The sequence below is a fragment of the Acidithiobacillus ferrooxidans ATCC 23270 genome, from assembly GCF_000021485.1.
In the GTDB taxonomy this organism is placed as follows: domain Bacteria; phylum Pseudomonadota; class Gammaproteobacteria; order Acidithiobacillales; family Acidithiobacillaceae; genus Acidithiobacillus; species Acidithiobacillus ferrooxidans.
In genome coordinates this window covers 2298069-2315856 of sequence record NC_011761.1, presented here as the reverse complement: position 1 = coordinate 2315856, position 17788 = coordinate 2298069, and the positions used below count along the sequence as shown (strand labels likewise).

22 protein-coding genes and 1 tRNA gene are annotated in these 17788 nt (G+C 58.0%); 11 read left to right on the top strand and 12 right to left on the bottom strand.

The features are described 5' to 3' along the window. Positions 1–2: 2 nt before the first annotated feature. From AFE_RS16215 to AFE_RS11945, 3 genes are all read left to right on the top strand, one after another. Entirely contained in the window at positions 3–302 is a 300-nt protein-coding gene (locus AFE_RS16215) for an integration host factor subunit alpha (RefSeq protein WP_012537288.1), read from the top strand. Continuing rightward, positions 277–729: a MerR family transcriptional regulator gene (locus AFE_RS11950; RefSeq protein WP_009567032.1), complete on the top strand. Its 453-nt coding sequence runs from the start codon at positions 277–279 to the stop codon at positions 727–729. Before AFE_RS16215 ends, AFE_RS11950 begins: the two co-directional genes overlap by 26 nt. 37 nt (positions 730–766) lie before the next feature. Further along, a tRNA-Pro gene (locus tag AFE_RS11945) sits at positions 767–843 on the top strand. A 724-nt stretch (positions 844–1567) separates the two neighbouring features. Here the strand turns inward: AFE_RS11945 and AFE_RS11940 are convergent. The 8 genes from AFE_RS11940 to AFE_RS11910 form a co-directional block, all read right to left on the bottom strand. Further along, on the bottom strand, positions 1568–3004 hold the full coding sequence (locus AFE_RS11940) for a hypothetical protein (RefSeq protein ID WP_012537287.1): 1437 nt from the start codon (positions 3002–3004) through the stop codon (positions 1568–1570). Beyond that, complete coding sequence (locus tag AFE_RS11935; protein WP_225487194.1) at positions 3001–3900, bottom strand: ABC transporter ATP-binding protein; 900 nt, start codon at positions 3898–3900, stop codon at positions 3001–3003. The genes AFE_RS11940 and AFE_RS11935 overlap by 4 nt, the downstream gene beginning before the upstream one ends. A gap of 89 nt (positions 3901–3989) precedes the next feature. After that, positions 3990–4145 carry a hypothetical protein gene (locus tag AFE_RS16390; RefSeq protein WP_009568826.1) on the bottom strand — a complete coding sequence of 52 codons (156 nt, stop codon included), beginning with the start codon at positions 4143–4145 and terminating at the stop codon, positions 3990–3992. A gap of 147 nt (positions 4146–4292) precedes the next feature. Next, on the bottom strand, positions 4293–4904 hold the full coding sequence (locus tag AFE_RS11930; RefSeq protein ID WP_012537285.1) for a class I SAM-dependent methyltransferase: 612 nt from the start codon (positions 4902–4904) through the stop codon (positions 4293–4295). Between the two features lie 479 nt (positions 4905–5383). Further along, entirely contained in the window at positions 5384–6010 is a 627-nt protein-coding gene (locus AFE_RS11925; protein WP_012537284.1) for a hypothetical protein, read from the bottom strand. A 12-nt stretch (positions 6011–6022) separates the two neighbouring features. Then, entirely contained in the window at positions 6023–7162 is a 1140-nt protein-coding gene (locus AFE_RS11920) for an NAD(P)/FAD-dependent oxidoreductase (RefSeq protein WP_009566821.1), read from the bottom strand. A gap of 42 nt (positions 7163–7204) precedes the next feature. Then, a complete protein-coding gene (locus AFE_RS11915) occupies positions 7205–7435 on the bottom strand; it encodes a sulfurtransferase TusA family protein (RefSeq protein WP_009566820.1) in 231 nt (76 codons plus the stop codon). Positions 7436–7478: 43 nt separating this feature from the next. Continuing rightward, positions 7479–7865, bottom strand: a complete 387-nt coding sequence (locus tag AFE_RS11910) for a DsrE/DsrF/DrsH-like family protein (protein WP_012537283.1) — start codon at positions 7863–7865, stop codon at positions 7479–7481. A 398-nt stretch (positions 7866–8263) separates the two neighbouring features. On the opposite strand from AFE_RS11910, the gene AFE_RS11905 reads away from it, so the two are divergent. Together AFE_RS11905 and AFE_RS11900 are read left to right on the top strand one after the other, a co-directional pair. After that, positions 8264–9583 carry a sigma-54 interaction domain-containing protein gene (locus AFE_RS11905; protein WP_009560941.1) on the top strand — a complete coding sequence of 440 codons (1320 nt, stop codon included), beginning with the start codon at positions 8264–8266 and terminating at the stop codon, positions 9581–9583. A gap of 74 nt (positions 9584–9657) precedes the next feature. Then, positions 9658–11199 (top strand): 2-isopropylmalate synthase, encoded by a 1542-nt coding sequence (locus AFE_RS11900; protein ID WP_009560940.1) that lies wholly within the window; start codon positions 9658–9660, stop codon positions 11197–11199. 84 nt (positions 11200–11283) lie between these two features. On the opposite strand, the gene AFE_RS11895 is transcribed toward AFE_RS11900, so the two are convergent. After that, complete coding sequence (locus AFE_RS11895; protein ID WP_009560939.1) at positions 11284–11658, bottom strand: winged helix-turn-helix transcriptional regulator; 375 nt, start codon at positions 11656–11658, stop codon at positions 11284–11286. A 228-nt stretch (positions 11659–11886) separates the two neighbouring features. Here AFE_RS11895 and gstA point away from each other — a divergent pair, with 228 nt between their 5' ends. The 6 genes from gstA (at position 11887) to AFE_RS11865 (ending at position 15040) form a co-directional block, all read left to right on the top strand. Next, a complete protein-coding gene (gstA, locus tag AFE_RS11890; RefSeq protein ID WP_012537282.1) occupies positions 11887–12501 on the top strand; it encodes a glutathione transferase GstA in 615 nt (204 codons plus the stop codon). A 57-nt stretch (positions 12502–12558) separates the two neighbouring features. Then, on the top strand, positions 12559–12978 hold the full coding sequence (locus tag AFE_RS11885) for a hypothetical protein (protein ID WP_012537281.1): 420 nt from the start codon (positions 12559–12561) through the stop codon (positions 12976–12978). 110 nt (positions 12979–13088) lie between these two features. Continuing rightward, positions 13089–13313 carry a hypothetical protein gene (locus AFE_RS11880; RefSeq protein ID WP_012537280.1) on the top strand — a complete coding sequence of 75 codons (225 nt, stop codon included), beginning with the start codon at positions 13089–13091 and terminating at the stop codon, positions 13311–13313. Positions 13314–13573: 260 nt separating this feature from the next. Next, on the top strand, positions 13574–13909 hold the full coding sequence (locus tag AFE_RS11875; RefSeq protein WP_012537279.1) for a thioredoxin domain-containing protein: 336 nt from the start codon (positions 13574–13576) through the stop codon (positions 13907–13909). After that, a complete protein-coding gene (gene ampD / locus AFE_RS11870) occupies positions 13906–14460 on the top strand; it encodes a 1,6-anhydro-N-acetylmuramyl-L-alanine amidase AmpD (protein WP_012537278.1) in 555 nt (184 codons plus the stop codon). The genes AFE_RS11875 and ampD overlap by 4 nt, the downstream gene beginning before the upstream one ends. After that, positions 14450–15040, top strand: a complete 591-nt coding sequence (locus AFE_RS11865) for a hypothetical protein (RefSeq protein ID WP_009567610.1) — start codon at positions 14450–14452, stop codon at positions 15038–15040. Before ampD ends, AFE_RS11865 begins: the two co-directional genes overlap by 11 nt. On the opposite strand, the gene AFE_RS11860 is transcribed toward AFE_RS11865, so the two are convergent. The 3 genes from AFE_RS11860 to AFE_RS11850 all read right to left on the bottom strand — a co-directional run bounded on the left by AFE_RS11860 (position 14974) and on the right by AFE_RS11850 (position 17745). Continuing rightward, positions 14974–15675, bottom strand: coding sequence for an epoxyqueuosine reductase QueH (locus AFE_RS11860; protein ID WP_009567611.1), 702 nt, complete (start codon positions 15673–15675; stop codon positions 14974–14976). The two genes, AFE_RS11865 and AFE_RS11860, sit on opposite strands and share 67 nt — an antisense overlap. Before the next feature lie 237 nt (positions 15676–15912). After that, on the bottom strand, positions 15913–16215 hold the full coding sequence (locus AFE_RS11855) for a hypothetical protein (RefSeq protein ID WP_009567612.1): 303 nt from the start codon (positions 16213–16215) through the stop codon (positions 15913–15915). Between the two features lie 177 nt (positions 16216–16392). After that, positions 16393–17745: a heterodisulfide reductase-related iron-sulfur binding cluster gene (locus AFE_RS11850; protein WP_012537276.1), complete on the bottom strand. Its 1353-nt coding sequence runs from the start codon at positions 17743–17745 to the stop codon at positions 16393–16395. Positions 17746–17788: the final 43 nt, after the last annotated feature.

The following is a 17788-nucleotide window of genomic DNA, read 5'->3' as shown; positions in this document are numbered from 1 at the left end:
ATGTGGCCGTTACCAAAGCTGAAATTGTAGACATGCTGTTTGAGAGTATGGGCCTGAACAAGCGGGAAGCCAAAGGTATCGTTGAGGCCCTATTCGACGGTATCCGTGAGAATCTGGCCAAAGGCGAAGAGGTGAAGCTGTCCGGATTTGGCAATTTTACGTTACGTGATAAGAACCCCCGCCCCGGACGTAACCCGAAGACCGGTGTGGAGATTACCATCACGGCGCGGCGTGTGGTGACGTTCCATCCGAGCCAGAAGCTCAAAGCCTACGTGAATGGTAGCGAACCAGACAACGCATAGGGAAAAGGCGAGCAAAGACCTCGCTCCGCTCCCGGATATACCGGAAAAACGGTATTTCTCCATCAGCGAGGCCGCCCTGCTCTGCGGGGTGAAGGCACATGTGCTGCGTTACTGGGAACAGGAGTTTCCTCAGCTTAGTCCACTCAAAAGAAAGGGTAACCGGCGTTATTACCAGCGCCACGATCTGTTGTTGGCGAGACAGATTCGTACCCTTCTCTATGGAGAAGGGTACACCATCCACGGAGCGCGGGAGCGTTTGCAGGGGCTGGCGCGCTTTCCGCACCGCGAGTCCCCGGATAAAAATCAGCTGCAACTGAGTCTGGACGTCGTGGGCTCGTCCATCAGTGTTATCGAGGTCCGCAAACGCTGGCACTACCTGCGCCAGGAGTTATCGGAATTGTTGGATTTATGCGGTCGCAGGCATTGACCCAAGCAGCGTTTCCGCAGTACATTACGACCTCTTGCGGGGCGTAGCGCAGCCTGGTAGCGCACCTGAATGGGGTTCAGGTGGTCGGAGGTTCAAATCCTCTCGCCCCGACCAATAATTCAATGGGTTAGGATGTTTTGTCCTGATTCCTTTTTCTACAATCATCGTATTTTTCTACAATTCTGCTCAGCGGGGGATCCTCTCCGCTTTTCTGACGCTGATATGTGCCTCGGTGATATCGCCGCGGGCATGGCCGGCCAGGGCTTGCGCATACGTCATGAAAATGGCAGTCATCTACCTCCGACTTTGTCAACAACCGACGCCATGCGCGTTCCATCCGCTGACGGTATAAGGTGTCCCATCTTGGGATGCAAACAACGAGAGGGATCCTATCCTGCACCGCAACCCTCGCGCCTTTGAACGCATAGTGCACAAGGACGGTGTCCAGGATCGGCTGGTAACGGTGAAGAAGCTCGAGAACCCTGGTGCTCCGGCGCGATCCGCTTATTCTGCGATCGATCAGCAGAACGCAAGATTATACGTGAACCAGGAAGGAGCTAATCGTACGCTAGTATTCAGTGCGAACAATTATCATTTTCGTGTTAAAATATCTGGAATATCTCGGTCCACTGGCATTACAATGGCACCGAGGGGGTAATTAGCCTTTATCAGTTCTCTTGGATATCCATTGCTTGCTCCGCCGAACCGTCCTCTTTTCCTGACGGAAGCTCGTTAATTCCAACAGAGTCCAGATTGTCTGTTGCCAATGGAAGAGCAGGGTGCGAGATGGTATTGGCGGTGATCCTACGCGAGTTCTTGTTAATAAATGCAAATGCCATTAAGCGGTGGCATCAAGCTTCCAGTCTTCCCGCCCCATTTTGCGAGCTGCCTGTCGATGGGTGAAAAACACCCAGATAACCAGTAACAAGGGCATGCAAAGTCCCAGGAACCAAAGCATGAAACCGGTTGACGACTGCAGCAGCGCTAGCAGGCCGAGGTTTACCAGAAAGTAGGATGATCCGAATACCAGCGATTGGATGATCTTTTTTTGAGCAGCAATGCGCAAGCCGAACATATAGGCGAAGAAAAAGGCGTAGCTCAACCAGAGTGTCGTCGTAAATAGAAATGCCATGAGCGCTATGCCCTGTAGAATCTGTAACGACAGAAGCGAAATCGATAGGACGAGTATCGTCAGCGCAAGCACTCCGGCCAGGAAAATGCTCTGACGTGCATGATGGCGCATGGCTTGCTGGCAGAATCGTGTTTTGCTTCCCCATAGCCCGGTCAGGAAAACCGTTCGCCAGTCTGCGTCCTGCTGAATCCAATGACCGTTCGCCATACTGACGAGCAAAACGGTTAATGTCCCGCCCATACCCACACTCAGAATAGCGGCATGATGCATAAAAACGGCAGAGAGGTTGGGATGCGTCATTTGTTCGCCGATCACCGAAGTGAGTAATGTCACCAGCACCCCCGCCGTCCCTATCAGAAGGACGCTGGGAACCCCCATGGGGTACAAAACAAGCGGGTTTCTCCACGTCTGTGGTGTCCATCGGGCCAATGCCCGCCAATTCCGGGAGACGGACCAGCGTGTGTTGGCAGGCTGATCGTGTGTCTGCGCATCGAATCGTGTCTCCTGCGTTTCAGCCAAGGAGCGTAACCGCTCGGGCCGGAAGAACAGGGTAGCCATGATCGACGACCAAAGAATCACCGTTATGGGTAACGCCCAGAGCGGCGGTAGTGTGCCAATATCCCAGTAGAGTGATCCGCTGATCAGCAGCGGTATATAAAAAAGCAGCAACAATCCGAGTAGGACGTATTGCAACCACCGCCGCTTCTTCCAGGGGACGCGAAGTCCGCCAAATCCGGTACCGAGGAGCGTAAAAAGACCCGTCAAAACCAAGGCTCCCGGCCACGGTGCATGGAAGCTCAGCAGTGCTAGGAAGAGCAACGTACTCGCACCCAAAATAAGCCATCGTGCCGTCTGGCGATGCAGGCGAATGAATCCCGGTACGGTCACGGCCAGAGGCTCCGTGACTTGGCGCCAGTAGTGGAGCAATAGTCCGCCATACAGATACACACAGAACATAATCAGGACGAAACGGAAACCATGCTGGGCCCAGGCATGTTGGGGATGGTGGGGATCGATAGTATGGGCAGGAAGTGCCAGCAGCACCCCAAATGGGATGAGAAATAGCGCGCTAATGGCAGCCAAAGGGTTATCGCGAAACAGAGGCATGCCGATATAGCTGCGCAGGCTCGGATTCTTATTCATGCTGCGGTACCTACCATAGCCAGGAACGCAGATTCGAGGGTTGCCGGAGCGGTAACCACAATTTCCGATGACTCCTGGTTGGCGAGACGGGATGCCCAAGCGCTATTCCAATTGGCAACTAACACGGCGTACTGATCCCCGCCGGTAGCCAGTACCTGCAGCCCCTCGGGTAGCGGCCGAGACCATGGTTCAGCATCATCGCGCCGGATCCAGCGCGTCTGTTCCCGGAATTGAACCATGGACAGCTGCGCATGCATCGCGCCATTGAGCATGATCACCGTCTGCGTGGCGACCGGTTCCAGATCTGAAAGAATATGGGATGAAATCAACGCTGTGGCTTGTCGATCGCGAAGGTAGTCGCGCAGCAATTGGAGAAAGTCACGCCGTCCAACGGGATCGAGGCTGGCGACCGGTTCATCCAGAATGAGGAGGTCCGGCTGATGGCGCAGCGCAAGCAGGATAGACAGGCGTTGTCGCTGGCCGCCAGAGAGATTTTTGATGCGCGTCTTGGGATCCAGGTCAGCCCACGCGTGCAATGTGGGTGACAGAGCGCGCCTAGCCTTGGGATAGAATTGTCCCAGATACTCGATCAATTCTTGCACCCGCAACCAAGAAAATCCTTGAAAACTCTGCGGGACATACCCCATTCTGGATCGATCTTCTTCCGAAAGTTCGGTCGCGGGTTTGCCAAAAACCAGGGCCTGCCCTGTGCTGGGTTCCAGCAGACCGATGAGGCAGCCCATCAATGTTGATTTACCCGCGCCATTGGGTCCCAATAGGGCCACAATATCGCCCGGTTCTGCCGTTAACTGAATATCACGAAGCACTTCTTTATTGGCAAAGCATTTGCCCAGGTGATTGCAGTACAGGAGATGATCCTGAGCATTAACTGCCATGTTGGACTGGATTCCAGCAGACATTGTTTTTCCCTCTTACTATGCACCCATATCATAAATCAGCTGCAGAACGCCGCATCGTCTTGTGTTCACTGCTTGTAAATGCGGGCAGCATTCCCGGTCCACAGGGCATAATTTTTATGTACCAAGGCCGTCATCGTCTGGTTGAACTGTTGCTGACCATTCTCTGGGCAGTTACCACACAGTGGCTCCCGGTAGCCGCCGTAGCCAAGTGATGTAGCCATGTCGTCTCCTTGCCGTTCGCTTTCAACAATCCCTAAGCATACAGACGAAATGTGACAGTACGATGAAGGTGGCATGTCATATATATGACAATTTGCATTCAAAAGGTATGGACCCCCTTGCAAAGGTCAGCGGCATGGTCAGGTAGTTCAAATGATCTGAAAATGGCAATACGTAAAAGCCTGGTTTTTCCCTGCCGGGGTGCGGTGTATCACGTGATTATGGGAAATAAGCGTAAATAATGTCCCAAACTCAGAACGCAATTGTTCAGGGCTATAACGACACACTGGAAGTTCGCTGCATTGGGTAGGACCGTCTTCTGCGAAGGTGGATATGATGACATGACCACCTGGCTTTAAGGCGTCGCTCAATACCTGAACGTAGCGTTGGCGCTGTTTTTTGTCCGTCAGAAAATGAAAAACGGCGCGGTCATGCCATAAAGAGAAGTTTGCCTGCGGCAGGGGCGTTTCCAGCACATCCCCGACGATCCACTTCACGGTGCCCGGATACTTCCCAAGACGTTGTTGGGTCACAGCCAGTGCGGCAGCGGAGAGATCAAGTATGGAGATTCTGGAAAATCCGCGCCCAATCAGGTCATCGACCCATGTGGATGCGCCACCACCGACATCGATAATCGCGTCCTGTGGCCTCAAATCCATCTCATCCAGCAGTTGTAACGATGTCTCATCATGGTCACAGTACCAACTCACCGTGGTCGATGCTTTCTCGGTGTAAATCTTATCCCAATGTATATTATTCATTATTAGCTTTCATCAATCATGACTCTTTATGTGGGTCCGTCTCATAATCTCAATAACATGCTGTCGGCTAATGATTAACGTATGCAACAACCTGGCATTTTGATTGGTGATTAAGTTGTTCGTGTCAGAAATGGAGCGATTCAAGCTGGGCGAGTTCTTGAACGAACAACCAACTTATAACGTTGATTGTCCATGGTCGTCAACCGTTCGCCTCCCGCGTGCCTTGACTATCGTTGGCACAATCCGTGGCGCTGGCGGATACCTTCTGCTTTCGACTTCCTCCAGAAGATCGATCCTGCCCAAAGCGCCGATTTGCCCCAATCTGAACGGCAATGCGGCCATCAATGATATTCGTGGTACGGTGGGGCTGGTTTACAGTTACTGACATACGGGGCCACAGAAAAAAGCTCCCGGAAGATCAGGGAGCTACAAGCGGGGCGAGTGGAACACTTTTAAAAATGAATGGTTGCGGTGGGGCCTCAGTGTTTGAGTCGGCAGGATCGGAAGTGTTTGCCGAGGAGCATGAGGAACTGGATGGTTTGCTGGGTTTCCGGTTGTTTTATCAGTTCCCAGAGTCCGGTGAGGCCGCCTTTGGGAGGGGGGGCATGGGCCGCTTCTTCCGTAGCCCCGGCCAGGCAGCGGAGGAAATCGGTCAGGATATGCTCCTGATCCATCTTTTCCGCCACCGTCACCATCCGCTCCATGACGCCGGTGCGGGTAGCCTGGTCGAGCAGGCACAGGGCCTTGCTGGCCATGCCCGCCAAGCGCGTCACGATTTCGTCGCTCATGGAATCCTGCGCGGCACCGACCAGACGCGCCAGGTGCACGATACGCTCCAGATCCCCATTCTCCACCAGCGCGGAGATGGCGGGCAGGGCATGGACGACCTGACTGCGATGGACCCGGTCCAGCAGGTCGAGGCCGTCGCTGGCCAGACCCGCCATCCGTCCGACCATTTCGTCGCTCATGGAATCCTGCGCGGCACCGACCAGACGCGCCAGATGCACGATACGCTCCAGATCCCCGTTTTCCACCAGATGCCCCAGGGCCTCCCGGGCCTTGGCCAGCTCCTCCTCGTGGGAGGTTTCCGCCATAACAGCCGTCATAGATCACCTCCCTTAGAGCAAGCCGCGGGCACTGGCCCAATAGAGCTGGTTGTAGGCCATCTTGAAGGCATGGACCGCACCGGTCGGGGCCTTGGGCTGCGGAGGATGCTGGTAATCAAACATGGCATACGTGGCGCGATCCTTGCCCGCTTCTATGAAGCAGAAGACCTTGCCATCGTAACTGCGTACCGGCCGCCCGATCTTGATCACCGCCGCGACATTTTCGGCGGCAACCTCTGCCTCGAAATGCGTGGTGGAGCCGGCCTTGCTGATCGGCAGGTTGGTGGTATCCCCCAGGATGATGACATTCTTGCCGTATTCCCCTTCCATGTGCAGGGACGTGCGGTTGGTAGGAATCCAGCCATTCTCCCCGAGGCCATTCTTCTCGATGACTTCCTGACCCTTGTGCGGCGGCACCGCCACCAACAGGTCATACTTGACGGCACCCCCCTCCTCACTGAGAACCTGGGCATTTTTGCCATCGACTTCCTTCATGTTGAACAGGGTCTCGTACTGGATGCCCATCCGGTCGAATTCCGGTGCCGCCCACTTCGCCACATTCTCCAGGCTGTGCACCCGACCGATGGGATAGGTGTAGTAGAACTCGGTCTTGTCCAGCAGGCCACGATCCTGAATGAAATCGTGCATGGCGAAGGTGATTTCCAGCGGGATCATCGGACACTTGTGCGGCAGACCGACGGTGACGACGATGCGCCCCCCCTTGAAGTCCGAGAGTTGCCGGAAGAACTCCACCGCATTCTCCGCGGTATAACAGTTGATGGAGTTCTCCTTGAGGCCGGGGATGTTTTCTGGCATGGGACGGGAGCCGGTGGAAATGACGATGACATCATACTCATGGACCTTGCCGCTCTTGCACTGGACATGATTGTCAGCCAGATGAAACTCCTCCACGGGATCGACATGAAACTCGATACCGGGCTCCAGCAGGCCCTGCTGTTCGCGGACCAGTTCATCCGGGGTCGTCCGGCCCATGGCCACATAAAGCCAGCCGGGCTGATAGACGTGTTCGTGGCTGGCCGAGAGCATGGTGATGCGCGCCTTGCCGGTTTTCATTTCATGGTGGATACGGCGGGCCAGATGATTGGCGAAAATGGTGCCCCCCATACCCCCACCGACGACGAGAATTCTCATGGTGTCACTCCTTGTTGGTCTGTGTACTGGTTGGACGTCGTGCTACTTGGTCTTGCGCACCCGGATGTGCCAGGTGCCCGCATCATCCTGTCGGGTATCCAGCATTTCGTGACCGACCTTTTGGATCCACTCCGGTACATCCGCAGCGGAACCGGCGTCGGTGGACAACAGTTCCAGGGTGTCGCCGACACTCATCATCTTCATGCTGGAAATCAGCTCCATCAGCGGCCCGGGGCAAAAACTGCCGCGGGCATCTACGATTCTTTCACTCATCTACCACTCCTATGCTTGCGCGCGCCGCGCCGGCGCGGCGATTTTAAAAAGTCAGGACCTGCGCGCCTTCGGCGTCGCTGAGGAACCTGGTCAGGCCCAAAGGCCCGGCGACGATGTCTTCCAGCGCATCCGCCTTGATCCCCATCACGTCCATGGCCATGGAGCAGGCCCAGATTTTGGCATCGCCCAGCTCCACGGCCTGCTCAAAGATCTGGTAGAATGGCGGCACCTTGCGTCCGGCCATCCAATGCCCCATCTCACCTTCCGCCGGAGCCTCCTTGCCGTGTCCTTTCACAAAATAGGGAAAGGCATTCATGGACAGGAAAACATGCACCTCCGACCCCGAAACCGCCGCAACCGACGCCGCCATCGCCGCAAACTGCAACTTCTCTCTCACCCCGCTCAAACAGATGATATATAACCCCGACATGAAAACCTCACTCTGTGACTGGACAATCTCAGCAAGCAGAAAGCATGCCAGATCATGATATTGTATGGTAGGTTATTTAACCACATTGTTATTTCTGGTAAATAACATTCCCTGAATATTATGGTACTGCAGTTTGCATGGTTTTGACGGCTGATATGCCATGTCATGGCCATGACAGGTCATGACAATCCAGTCATGACAAATAAGTCAAACATAACATTCTAACTTGTCGTCAAAAGTAATTATTTAGAGGTGATAAGAATATTCTTGCATCCGGTGGCCAGAAGAATTCGTATCATAGAACGGTCGTAGCTGAAACACCGAAGGGTTTGGATATGATAAAACACAGGAAAAGAACCATATCTGGGAAATCGGAAGGCACGGCCAGGCGGAATGACATGTCCATTGGGCTGGATGTCGGCAGTGTCCTCAATATTCAGCAGAATCCCATGGTGCTGATCAATCGGGACTATCGGATTATAGCCGCCAACCGCGCCTATCAGGATGCCTATGGCGTGCGTGCGGATGAGGTGGTCGGGAAGTGTTGCCATGAAATCTCCCATCACTCCCCGGTACCTTGTCACATGTGTGGAGAAGATTGTCCTCATCAGGCGGTGTTCAACACCGGAGAAGCGCATGAGGTGCGTCACATTCATTATGACCACCAGAATCATGCCGAGCATGTGCGGATTCGCGGCCATGCCATCAAGGATCAGGACGGTAATGCGTATCTGGGGGAGGAAATCATCCGTCTCCCGCGCCAGGAGGAGGAAATCACCTGCGGTGAGTTGCGTATGGTAGGACGCTCACCCGCCTTTATGCGCTGTCTGCATCATCTAGAAATGGCAGGGCGGACGGATGCCAGTATCCTGCTGTCCGGTGAGAGCGGGGTGGGTAAGGAGCTGGCCGCCAACGCTCTGCATCAGTTCTCGGTGCGGGCGAGTGGTCCTTTCATCACCGTCGATTGTGCTTCCTTGCCGGAGACCCTTTTTGAAAGCGAGATACTGGGCCACGAGCGGGGAGCCTTCACCGGTTGTCTCGGGCGCAAATGCGGGCTGTATGAAATGGCCCATGGCGGCACTCTGTTTCTGGATGAGGTCGGTGAACTACCGCTTGCCATGCAGGCCAAGCTGCTGCGGGTACTGGAAACGGGTAGCTTTCGGCGTCTGGGCGGAGCGGAAACTCTGCATGCAGACGTGCGCGTAGTGGCCGCCACCAATCGCAACCTGCTGGAGATGGCGACGCAGCGGGCCTTTCGTGAAGATCTCTATTATCGTTTGGCGGCCATTACCATTGATTTGCCGCCGTTGCGTGAGCGTCGCGAAGATATCGCGGGTATCGCCAAAGTTTTGCTGGATCGCATTGGCAGGAACTGGGGCGGGGGTTGGAGCTTGTCCAAGGAGGCGGAGATTCGTCTGTGTGCCTACGATTTTCCGGGCAACGTGCGGGAGTTGCGCAATATTCTGCAAAAGGCGGCGGCGCTGGCGGATGGCCCGGTCATTCAGCCTCGGCATCTGGATTGGGCGGTATCGCGCAAAGCAGCCCTGCCGACAGCAGAGCGACCGTCGCTCCCTGGGCCGGGGAAGACTGGACTGCACCCTGACAACCTCGACGAATTGTTGCGTCGCTATCATGGTAACAGGCGCCAGGTGGCAGATGTGCTGGGTGTTTGTGAGCGAACGGTGTACCGCTGGTTGCAGCGCCAGACCGCTGGATAAGGGACGCCGGCGTACCCTTCGTGAAAACCCGCCGACGCGGTACAATCCATCCGACAATCCGGGAAGGGTGATTCATGCGTCCAGCTAAAGAACATTTGATCATTTTCGACACCACCTTGCGCGATGGCGAGCAATCGCCGGGCGCGGCCATGACGCGCGACGAGAAACTGCGCATCGCCAAGGCCCTGGAGCGCTTGCGCGTGGACGTCATCGAGGCGGGCTTCCCCGCCGCCAGCAACGGCGATTTTGTTGCAGTGCAAGCGATTGCTGCTGCGGTGAAGGACAGCCGTATCTGCGCTCTGGCCCGGGCCCGGGACGAGGACATCCGCCGCGCCGGGGAGGCCATCGCCGGGGCGGCGGCGGGGCGCATCCATACCTTCATCGCCACCAGTCCGGTACACATGCAGGCTAAATTGCGCATGTCCCCCGACGAGGTCCTGGAACGGGCGGTGGCGGCCGTGAAGCTCGCCCGGGAGTATTGCGACGACGTGGAGTTTTCGCCGGAGGATGCCGGGCGGTCGGAGGAGGATTTTCTCTGCCGGGTCATCGAGGCGGTGATCGACGCCGGGGCGCGCACCATCAATATCCCGGACACGGTGGGTTACAACCTTCCGGACCGCTTTGGGCAGCTCGTCGCCAATTTGCGCAGGCGCGTGCCCAATGCTGACCGGGCGATCTTTTCGGTGCATTGTCATAACGATCTGGGCTTGGCCGTGGCCAACTCCTTGTCGGCCGTCCTCCACGGCGCCCGCCAGGTGGAGTGCACCATCAACGGTCTGGGCGAACGGGCGGGCAATGCCGCCCTGGAGGAGATCGTCATGGCGGTGCGCACCCGCGCCGATGTCTTCTCCTGCGACACCCGCATCGACGCCACCCAGATCGTGCCCACCAGCAAGCTGGTGTCCACCATCACCGGTTTCCCGATCCAGCCCAACAAGGCCATTGTCGGGGCCAACGCCTTTGCCCACGAGTCGGGCATCCATCAGGACGGTGTCCTCAAGCACCGGGAAACCTACGAGATCATGCGCGCCGAGGACGTGGGCTGGGCGGCCAACCGCATGACCCTGGGCAAGCTCTCGGGCCGGGCGGCGGTGCGGGCGCGCCTGGAGGCCTTGGGCATCCATCTGGACAAGGATGTCCTCGACACGGTCTTCACGCGCTTCAAGGAGTTGGCCGACCGCAAGGCGGAAATCTTCGATGAGGATCTGCAGGCCCTCGTCAACGAGGATCTGCAGGAGGAGCAGGCGGAACGCTATCGCCTGGGTTACCTGCGTGTCTGCTCGGAGATGGGCACCCATCCCGAAGCCCGGGTGGAAGTCCTGGTGGAAGGCGTGGCCAAGACCGCCGCGGCCGTGGGCGGAGGGCCGGTAGATGCCGCCTTCAAGGCCATCGAAGCGGTGGTGGCAAGCGGTGTGCAGTTATTGCTGTATTCGGTCAATGCCATCACGACCGGCACCGACGCCCAAGGGGAGGTCACGGTGCGCTTGCAGCAGGATGGCCGCATCGTCAATGGTCAGGGGGCGGATACGGACATCGTCCTCGCCAGCGCCAAGGCCTATCTCTCGGCCTTGAACCGCCTGCAACAGCCCCAAGGGCGGCGGCATCCGCAGATCTAGGAGGTCATGCCCTTCGTCACCGATCCCTTGAGGGCGTTTTCCTTCAGGAGATCCCCTTTTTTTCGAAGCGGGCTCCCGCCTTCCTCAACGTCCGGGAAGCTCCGCCGCTTGCGACCCGCTTTCCCGGGTGGCTGGCGCTGAGTTCCCCGTCGCCGCCAATTGCTCCAGCCCCCACCTGTGCATCGACATGAGGACGGGCCAAAGACTCTTCCCCAGCGGGGTAAGGGAATATTCGACCTTGGGCGGCACCTCGGCGTATACCAGCCGGTTCACGATGCCGTGCCTCTCCATCTCCCGCAATTGCTGGGCGAGCATCTTCTGGGTGATGCCGTGAACGGCTCTGTGGATTTCCGAGAATCTCCGGGTTCCCGTGAATAAATCTTGAAGAATCAGCACCTTCCACCTTCCACCAATGACGCGGAGGGTGACATCCACAGCGCAGGGCTCTTCTTCTGCCATCTCTCTTCCCTCCATGAGCAAGACTGGGGATTCCCCTTTTTATTCATACTTACCAAAAATATACTTACTATTTTGTGCGAATATATATAACAAGAAAGTGCATACTTCACAAGACGAACTGTATGGGGTATTAATATCTCATCCAAGCGCCAGCCGCGCTGGTCTGAAGCCATGCACAACAACCCCGGCACTTTTGCCGTCAATCGCTCGGTCAGGAGATGAATTGCCATGAAATTGTATTACAGCCCCGGTGCGTGTTCCCTCTCTCCCCATATCATCCTCAACGAAGGCGGGTTCAGCTTCGACAGGGAAAGGGTGGACCTCGCCAGCAAGAAAACGGAAACCGGTGCCGACTATGCCGCCATCAACCCCGACGGCTACGTGCCCGCCCTGCTGCTCGACGACGGGCAGGTGCTCACCGAGGGGCCGGCCATCATTCAGTACCTGGCCGACCGCGTGCCCGAAAAGAAGCTCGCCCCGCCCTTGGGCACGCTGGAGCGCTACCGGCTCATGCAGTGGCTCAATTTCATCTCTACGGAACTGCACAAGGGTTTTTCTCCCTTATTCCATCCGCAGGCGCCCAAGGAATGGAAGACGGTGGTCGCTGCCCAACTCGGGCGGCGCCTGAGCACGGTCAGCCGGCAGCTGGAGGGCAAGGATTGGTTGCTGGGCGAGGGCTTCACGGTGGCCGACGCCTATCTCTTTACGGTATTGGGCTGGGGACGGCATGTGGGCATTGACGTGGAGCAATGGCCGGTGCTCCAGGCGTATCAGGGGCGGGTATCCACGCGGCCTGCGGTGCAATCGGCCCTGAAGGCGGAAGGTCTGCTCCAGGATACCTGAGATCGGATGGTATCTATACGCTTTTCCCAGAGCTTCCCAACGCCCGGAGGAAACAACATGATCTCAGCCCTTGAGGACACGAAGGGCGCGGCAAATCAGTCCGGGGGAGGGCACGGCGCCCGGCGCCACCCCATTCAGGTGCGGCTGACGGCCGGCGCGGAGCGCGCCTTGGCGATGCATCCCACGCCGCTGCTCGTGGAACTGGAATTGCTTTTTAGCTGCCTGATCCGCAAGCGCGTGCGCTTTCCCGCCGCCCCCCATGCCGACGCCATTCCGGTACCCGGAACGGATCCGCGCCTGACCCTGTATTTCCACCCGGTATGCACCAAGGTCTGCGCCATCGGCGATGCCGAAGTGCCGGATCTGCTGACCTTCCCCATCCGCCGCGTGACGCCGTTCATTCCCCGCGCCGTAACGCTGGATTATCGGAAGAGTGGCTGGACAGGAGATTTTTCCTATCCCCAGGAACGACGATGACGGCGCACTGCGGATGGTCCCTGGCCGGCATGATGCCGCTTCCGGCGGACGCAACGATGGGATGAATGGATATCTATTTTTTTGCCCAATAGGGCGAGGAGCGACCCTGCATGAGTGACGAATCAAGCAAGGCACAAGTGTTATGCGGTATGTGCGTATATTTCCCGCCGAATCTCCCGGAGGGGAAATACCCTCCGGAGGACTGGCTGGATCTGCAAAAGAAATCCTGTTCCTTTGATTATGTCCCGGGCGACGCCGACTGTCTGGCCAGCAGGAAAACAAGCTGCAGCCTGGTGGACCTGGAAAACCCGCGCCGCGGCGGAGCCAATGGATAGGCCCTGACGGCAGGACCAGACGGCGCGACGGGTTTTCCCTCCAGGCTGGCGCAGATCCGAATTCCGCCAGTACATATGGTAGGATGAGGAAGATCTGCATGTTCACGCACGCAAGAAGTAGACCGCATCCAAGCCGGATCGAGGGGCTTGGATGTCGGTAACGCTTCAGGGCATGGCGTTTGCGCCATACTATTGGCGATGGGCCTTGGCGATCATCGGCCATGATCCGGCGTGATGGAGCGAGGGAGGGGGAGAAGGCAATGGAAAAAATATCCGAATTGGGGTTCTGGCAGCGGATGGCGGCGGAGCGGGGCTTGATTATCCTCTTTTTCAGCTCGGCGGGCTGCCATTCCTGCCGCATCTGGCGGGGTTTGCTGCGGGAGTATGAGATGACCCGCGAGGATCTGCGCGTCTGGGAGGTGGATGCCGGTATCGACATGGGGCTGACCCAGGAGTTTGAGGTTTATCACCTGCCGGCGCTCTTTCTCTTCAAGGACGGCCGCTACCTGAGGCCCTTGCAGGTGGAGGCGCGGCCCCAGGCCCTGCATCGCCTGGTGGAGTCGGTGAAAGATCTGCCAGGCGAGGAGCAGCCGTGAGCGTTTTCGACGCCCAGGGCTGGCATGGGGCGGCCCGGCGGGCGCCATCGCCGTTTTTTGACGAACGCCCGCCCACTGCCGTGGATCTGCTGGTCGTTCATGCCATCAGCCTGCCGCCGGACACCTTCGGCAGCGGGGACGTGCAGCGCTTTTTCCTGGGCGAGCTGGATTTCGACCGCCACCCCTATTATGACCGGATCCGCCACCTGCGGGTCTCGGCCCATTTTTTCATTCCCCGCGATGGAGCATTATGGCAGCATGTCGGCGTTTTTCAGCGCGCCTGGCACGCCGGTCAATCCCAATGGGCGGGGCGTCCGGCCTGCAATGATTATAGTATCGGGGTAGAATTGGAAGGGACGGCGACGCGGCCTTTTACACCGGAGCAATACCGGGCCCTGGGGCATTTGGGGCGGGATTTGCAAGCGCTGTTTCCGGCTCTGTCGCGGGAGCGCGTGGTGGGGCACGCGGATATCGCCCCCGGGCGAAAATGGGATCCGGGCCCTTGTTTTTCCTGGCAAACCCTTTGGGAGGAGTGGGCGGATGACCGATGAGGCGATAGCGCGAAAGGCGCCGCGGCGCGACTGGCGCAAGGGCTGGTTATGGCCCTTCGTGGCCTTCCTGGCCATGCTCCTGTTTACCTTGCTGTGGCTGGGGGTCTTCCGTCAGGCAACGGTGGATAGAGCGCCAATGGGTCCCTATCGCTATGTTTATGAACCATTCGCTGGCCGTTATCCGGATATGGTGAAGGCCCGGGATGCGCTGAAAAAGCGCTTGCTGTCGGCGGGGTTGACGCCGGCTGCGGCCATGACCCTCATCGAGCATGAGCAAGGGGGCCGATCCGCCGCCGTGACGGCGCGGGTGGGAGTTCTGGTGAACCCCGGCAGCCCGGTGCCTGTGGGCTTGCAGCAAGGGGTGTGGCCGCGGCAGACGGCGGTGAGCGTCGAGGTGAATGCCTACCACGCGGTGGCCTCCCTCAAGGCGTACTCCGCCCTCAAGGCGTGGCTGAAGGCACGGGGGCTGCCGGCGCGCTATCCCTTGCTGGAGATCATCGGCCCCGGGGACCGTTACCGCTTGCTGATGTCGGTGGCGGCCTCTGGGGGTACCGCGCCGGCCGTTTCGTCCCGTCCGTAAAACTTGACGCCGCGGACGATCTTGGAGCGGCCCTGGGCGATGCGGTGGCGGTTGGAATCGCGCAGGGAATAGACGCAGCCGCAATATTCCTGCTGGTAGAAGCTTTCTTCTTTGGCAATCTCGATCATGCGCTGACTGCCGCCGCCCTTGCGCCAGTTGTAGGTCCAGTACTGCAGGCCCCCATGGCGGGCGGCGGCCCGTTCGCCGCAGGCGTTGATCTGGGCCATGTCCTTCCAGCGGGAGATGCCCAGGGTGCTGGTAAAGACCGTGAAGCCGTGTTCTCTGGCATAGAGGGCGGAGCGCTCGAAACGCATGTCGAAACAGGCGGTGCAACGCGCACCCCGTTCCGGTTCCCATTCCAGGCCCTTGACCCGTTCAAACCAGCGGTCCTTGTCGTAGTCCAGGTCCACGAAGGGTACGCCGAGCTTTTCCGCGTAACGGATATTCTCTTCCTTGCGCAGTTCGTATTCCGCCATGGGGTGGATGTTGGGATTGTAGAACAGGACGGTGAAGTCGATGCTGGCAGCACGGATATCGTCCATGATGGGTCCGGCGCAGGGGGCGCAGCAGGAGTGCAGCAGGATATGTCGGCTGCCATCGGGGGTTTGCAGAGGCGTGGCGGGCTTTTTGGACATGGAACACTTCCCTGACGAATGGCGGCATTGATGGCGCGAGAATAGCGCCCCGTACCGATCTTGCCAAAGGGCGGACGACAATGGGGCGTGATTTACGCTGGGTACGGCACGCACCCCGATCCGGGACATCTCGCCGACTGTACGTTGCTGGTCAACGTACGCCGCACAGGGGGGCCGCTATGCTGGCGACCACCCATGTTGCTGGGGCCCGCAACTACGCAATGCCTGCGACCTTGGCTATTGTGCAGGACGCAGAAGCGGTCGCATGCCTTCCCGGACCTGGCGCTGAATGAAGGCGGCGCGGCCAGGCTCCCGTTTGTCCAGTTCGGCGGCACACTGGGAATCGGTCAGTGCGGCGGCGCTGAGCATGACTTCGAGTTCGCAGGTATCCACCTTGGGATCGGTGAGTGCGGTTGGCGCGACATTCATCTGATCGCCAACCTGCCAGAACATCCGCGCATTCCACATACGCAGGCGCACATCCGGGCTCTGAAAAAGTTCTACACAACGGGTATTGAGGGCCTTCGGGTCCACTGTCATCCTCCTGTTTAAACGGGCAAAGCCATCGCCTGTCGTGGCGGGCGTGCCTAAGCATACCCGAAAAATATGTCCGGAGGGGAGGTTTTTGTCGATTGAAGTATTCCATGCCCGGATAGATTCCGTGTAAAAACAAAAAACCCCGCGCAAAGGCGGGGTCATTTTGCGCATCAAACCGAATCAGGCGGAAGCCATCTTCATATTGATGTTCTGGTTGATGGCCAATTCAGGGTTGTAGAGGTATTCCACATTGCCCTGTTCCACCTGCTTGAGATAATCCTGGAAATCGGCCTTGGCCTTGTCCCAACTGATGCCCATCTTTTCCACCAGATCTTCACAGGGCGAAGCATGCCACTGCAACTGCACGATCTTGAAGGGATCGGCGCCACAGGCCAGGGCCGCGAGCTGGACGTCGGCAATGATGGGAACACTGTAGTTCATGTCGTGGGCCTTGCCGATCCACTGGTTCTTGTCCAGGGTGGTGATGCAGCCGGTGTCGATGCCGATCATGACGTCGGCCCTGGCTTCCTCCCGCGCCACCTTGATCTTGCGGTTCATGGAGAAGCTGCGGGTGAACTCGCGCTCCGAGATGATGTGCCGAAACCCGAAGCCACAGCAGTCATACCAGGTGGAGTAGTCGATGACCTGGGCACCCAGCGCCTGGGCGACAGAGGTGCCGACAGCGGTACGATTACCGCCCAGCACCGTGTTGTCGTAGACGGCGTCTTCCTGCACCATCTTGTAATAGTGGCAGGCGGCATGGACGGTGACCCGGACGTTGCTCATGTCGATGGTCTGCAATTCGCTGGCGATGCGGTTGCGCATGACGTGCAGCCATTCGCTGTAGTGGACCACTTCCTCGGGGATGACGATCTTGCCGTCCACCAGACGGCCCAGTTTGCCGAGGATCTTCTTGACCTTCTCCCGCAGTTCGGCGGACTCGATGAGGTATTTGCGGATCTCCTTGTAGTTGCCGAAGGAGGTGCCGCAGTGCACCAAGGGGAAGAAGTGGCCGTTCTCGAAGCCGTGCTGCTTGCCGGAGACGTAGGCCTGATGGAAGTTGCGCAGGAAGACGGCGGCCAGGGACTCCACATTGCCGATGCCGGAGCCATGGTAGTTCCAGGCGGTGCAGGAGGTCTGGTCGGTCTCGTCGAGGTAGTCGATGCCCAGCTTGTTCATGAACCACATGAGGCTGGTGGGATAGCCGGGGATGTTGCCGCACTGTCCGCAGCTCTTGTGGTGCCAAAGGTTGTTGGTGGGGATCTTTTTATCCCAACCATAGAGGGTCTGCACCGTTTCCGCACGATGTTCGGGATTGATGCGATGGACGATGATCTCGCCTTCCTTCTCCAGTTCCCACATATGGTCGCGGATATCGTCCATGCGCTCGCCCAGATCGACGCTGCGGCGGTCCACATGGCTGCGCACCCAGGCCGTAGCCGTTTCCGCCTCATTCGCCGAAAGATTCGTGTCCTGAAAAAAGGCGCCGTGACCTGCCACGCCCTGTTGCGTGCTGTTGTTGTCGTCCTTCATAGATTGACTCCTTGGGCATCAAGCCCCTGAACTGGAATACACA

Coding starts and splice junctions, on each gene's coding strand:
- AFE_RS11895 (WP_009560939.1), bottom strand. CDS start 11,658: ATGGCAGAAGAAGAGCCCTGCGCTGTGGATGTCACCCTCCGCGTCATT.
- AFE_RS11880 (WP_012537280.1), top strand. CDS start 13,089: ATGAGTGACGAATCAAGCAAGGCACAAGTGTTATGCGGTATGTGCGTA.
- AFE_RS11850 (WP_012537276.1), bottom strand. CDS start 17,745: ATGAAGGACGACAACAACAGCACGCAACAGGGCGTGGCAGGTCACGGC.
- AFE_RS11940 (WP_012537287.1), bottom strand. CDS start 3,004: ATGAATAAGAATCCGAGCCTGCGCAGCTATATCGGCATGCCTCTGTTT.
- AFE_RS11885 (WP_012537281.1), top strand. CDS start 12,559: ATGATCTCAGCCCTTGAGGACACGAAGGGCGCGGCAAATCAGTCCGGG.
- gstA (WP_012537282.1), top strand. CDS start 11,887: ATGAAATTGTATTACAGCCCCGGTGCGTGTTCCCTCTCTCCCCATATC.
- AFE_RS11905 (WP_009560941.1), top strand. CDS start 8,264: ATGTCCATTGGGCTGGATGTCGGCAGTGTCCTCAATATTCAGCAGAAT.
- AFE_RS11915 (WP_009566820.1), bottom strand. CDS start 7,435: ATGAGTGAAAGAATCGTAGATGCCCGCGGCAGTTTTTGCCCCGGGCCG.
- AFE_RS16390 (WP_009568826.1), bottom strand. CDS start 4,145: ATGGCTACATCACTTGGCTACGGCGGCTACCGGGAGCCACTGTGTGGT.
- AFE_RS11950 (WP_009567032.1), top strand. CDS start 277: ATGGTAGCGAACCAGACAACGCATAGGGAAAAGGCGAGCAAAGACCTC.
- AFE_RS11925 (WP_012537284.1), bottom strand. CDS start 6,010: ATGACGGCTGTTATGGCGGAAACCTCCCACGAGGAGGAGCTGGCCAAG.
- AFE_RS11860 (WP_009567611.1), bottom strand. CDS start 15,675: ATGTCCAAAAAGCCCGCCACGCCTCTGCAAACCCCCGATGGCAGCCGA.
- AFE_RS11935 (WP_225487194.1), bottom strand. CDS start 3,900: ATGGCAGTTAATGCTCAGGATCATCTCCTGTACTGCAATCACCTGGGC.
- AFE_RS11855 (WP_009567612.1), bottom strand. CDS start 16,215: ATGACAGTGGACCCGAAGGCCCTCAATACCCGTTGTGTAGAACTTTTT.
- AFE_RS11875 (WP_012537279.1), top strand. CDS start 13,574: ATGGAAAAAATATCCGAATTGGGGTTCTGGCAGCGGATGGCGGCGGAG.
- AFE_RS11910 (WP_012537283.1), bottom strand. CDS start 7,865: ATGTCGGGGTTATATATCATCTGTTTGAGCGGGGTGAGAGAGAAGTTG.
- AFE_RS11900 (WP_009560940.1), top strand. CDS start 9,658: ATGCGTCCAGCTAAAGAACATTTGATCATTTTCGACACCACCTTGCGC.
- AFE_RS11930 (WP_012537285.1), bottom strand. CDS start 4,904: ATGAATAATATACATTGGGATAAGATTTACACCGAGAAAGCATCGACC.
- AFE_RS11920 (WP_009566821.1), bottom strand. CDS start 7,162: ATGAGAATTCTCGTCGTCGGTGGGGGTATGGGGGGCACCATTTTCGCC.
- AFE_RS11865 (WP_009567610.1), top strand. CDS start 14,450: ATGACCGATGAGGCGATAGCGCGAAAGGCGCCGCGGCGCGACTGGCGC.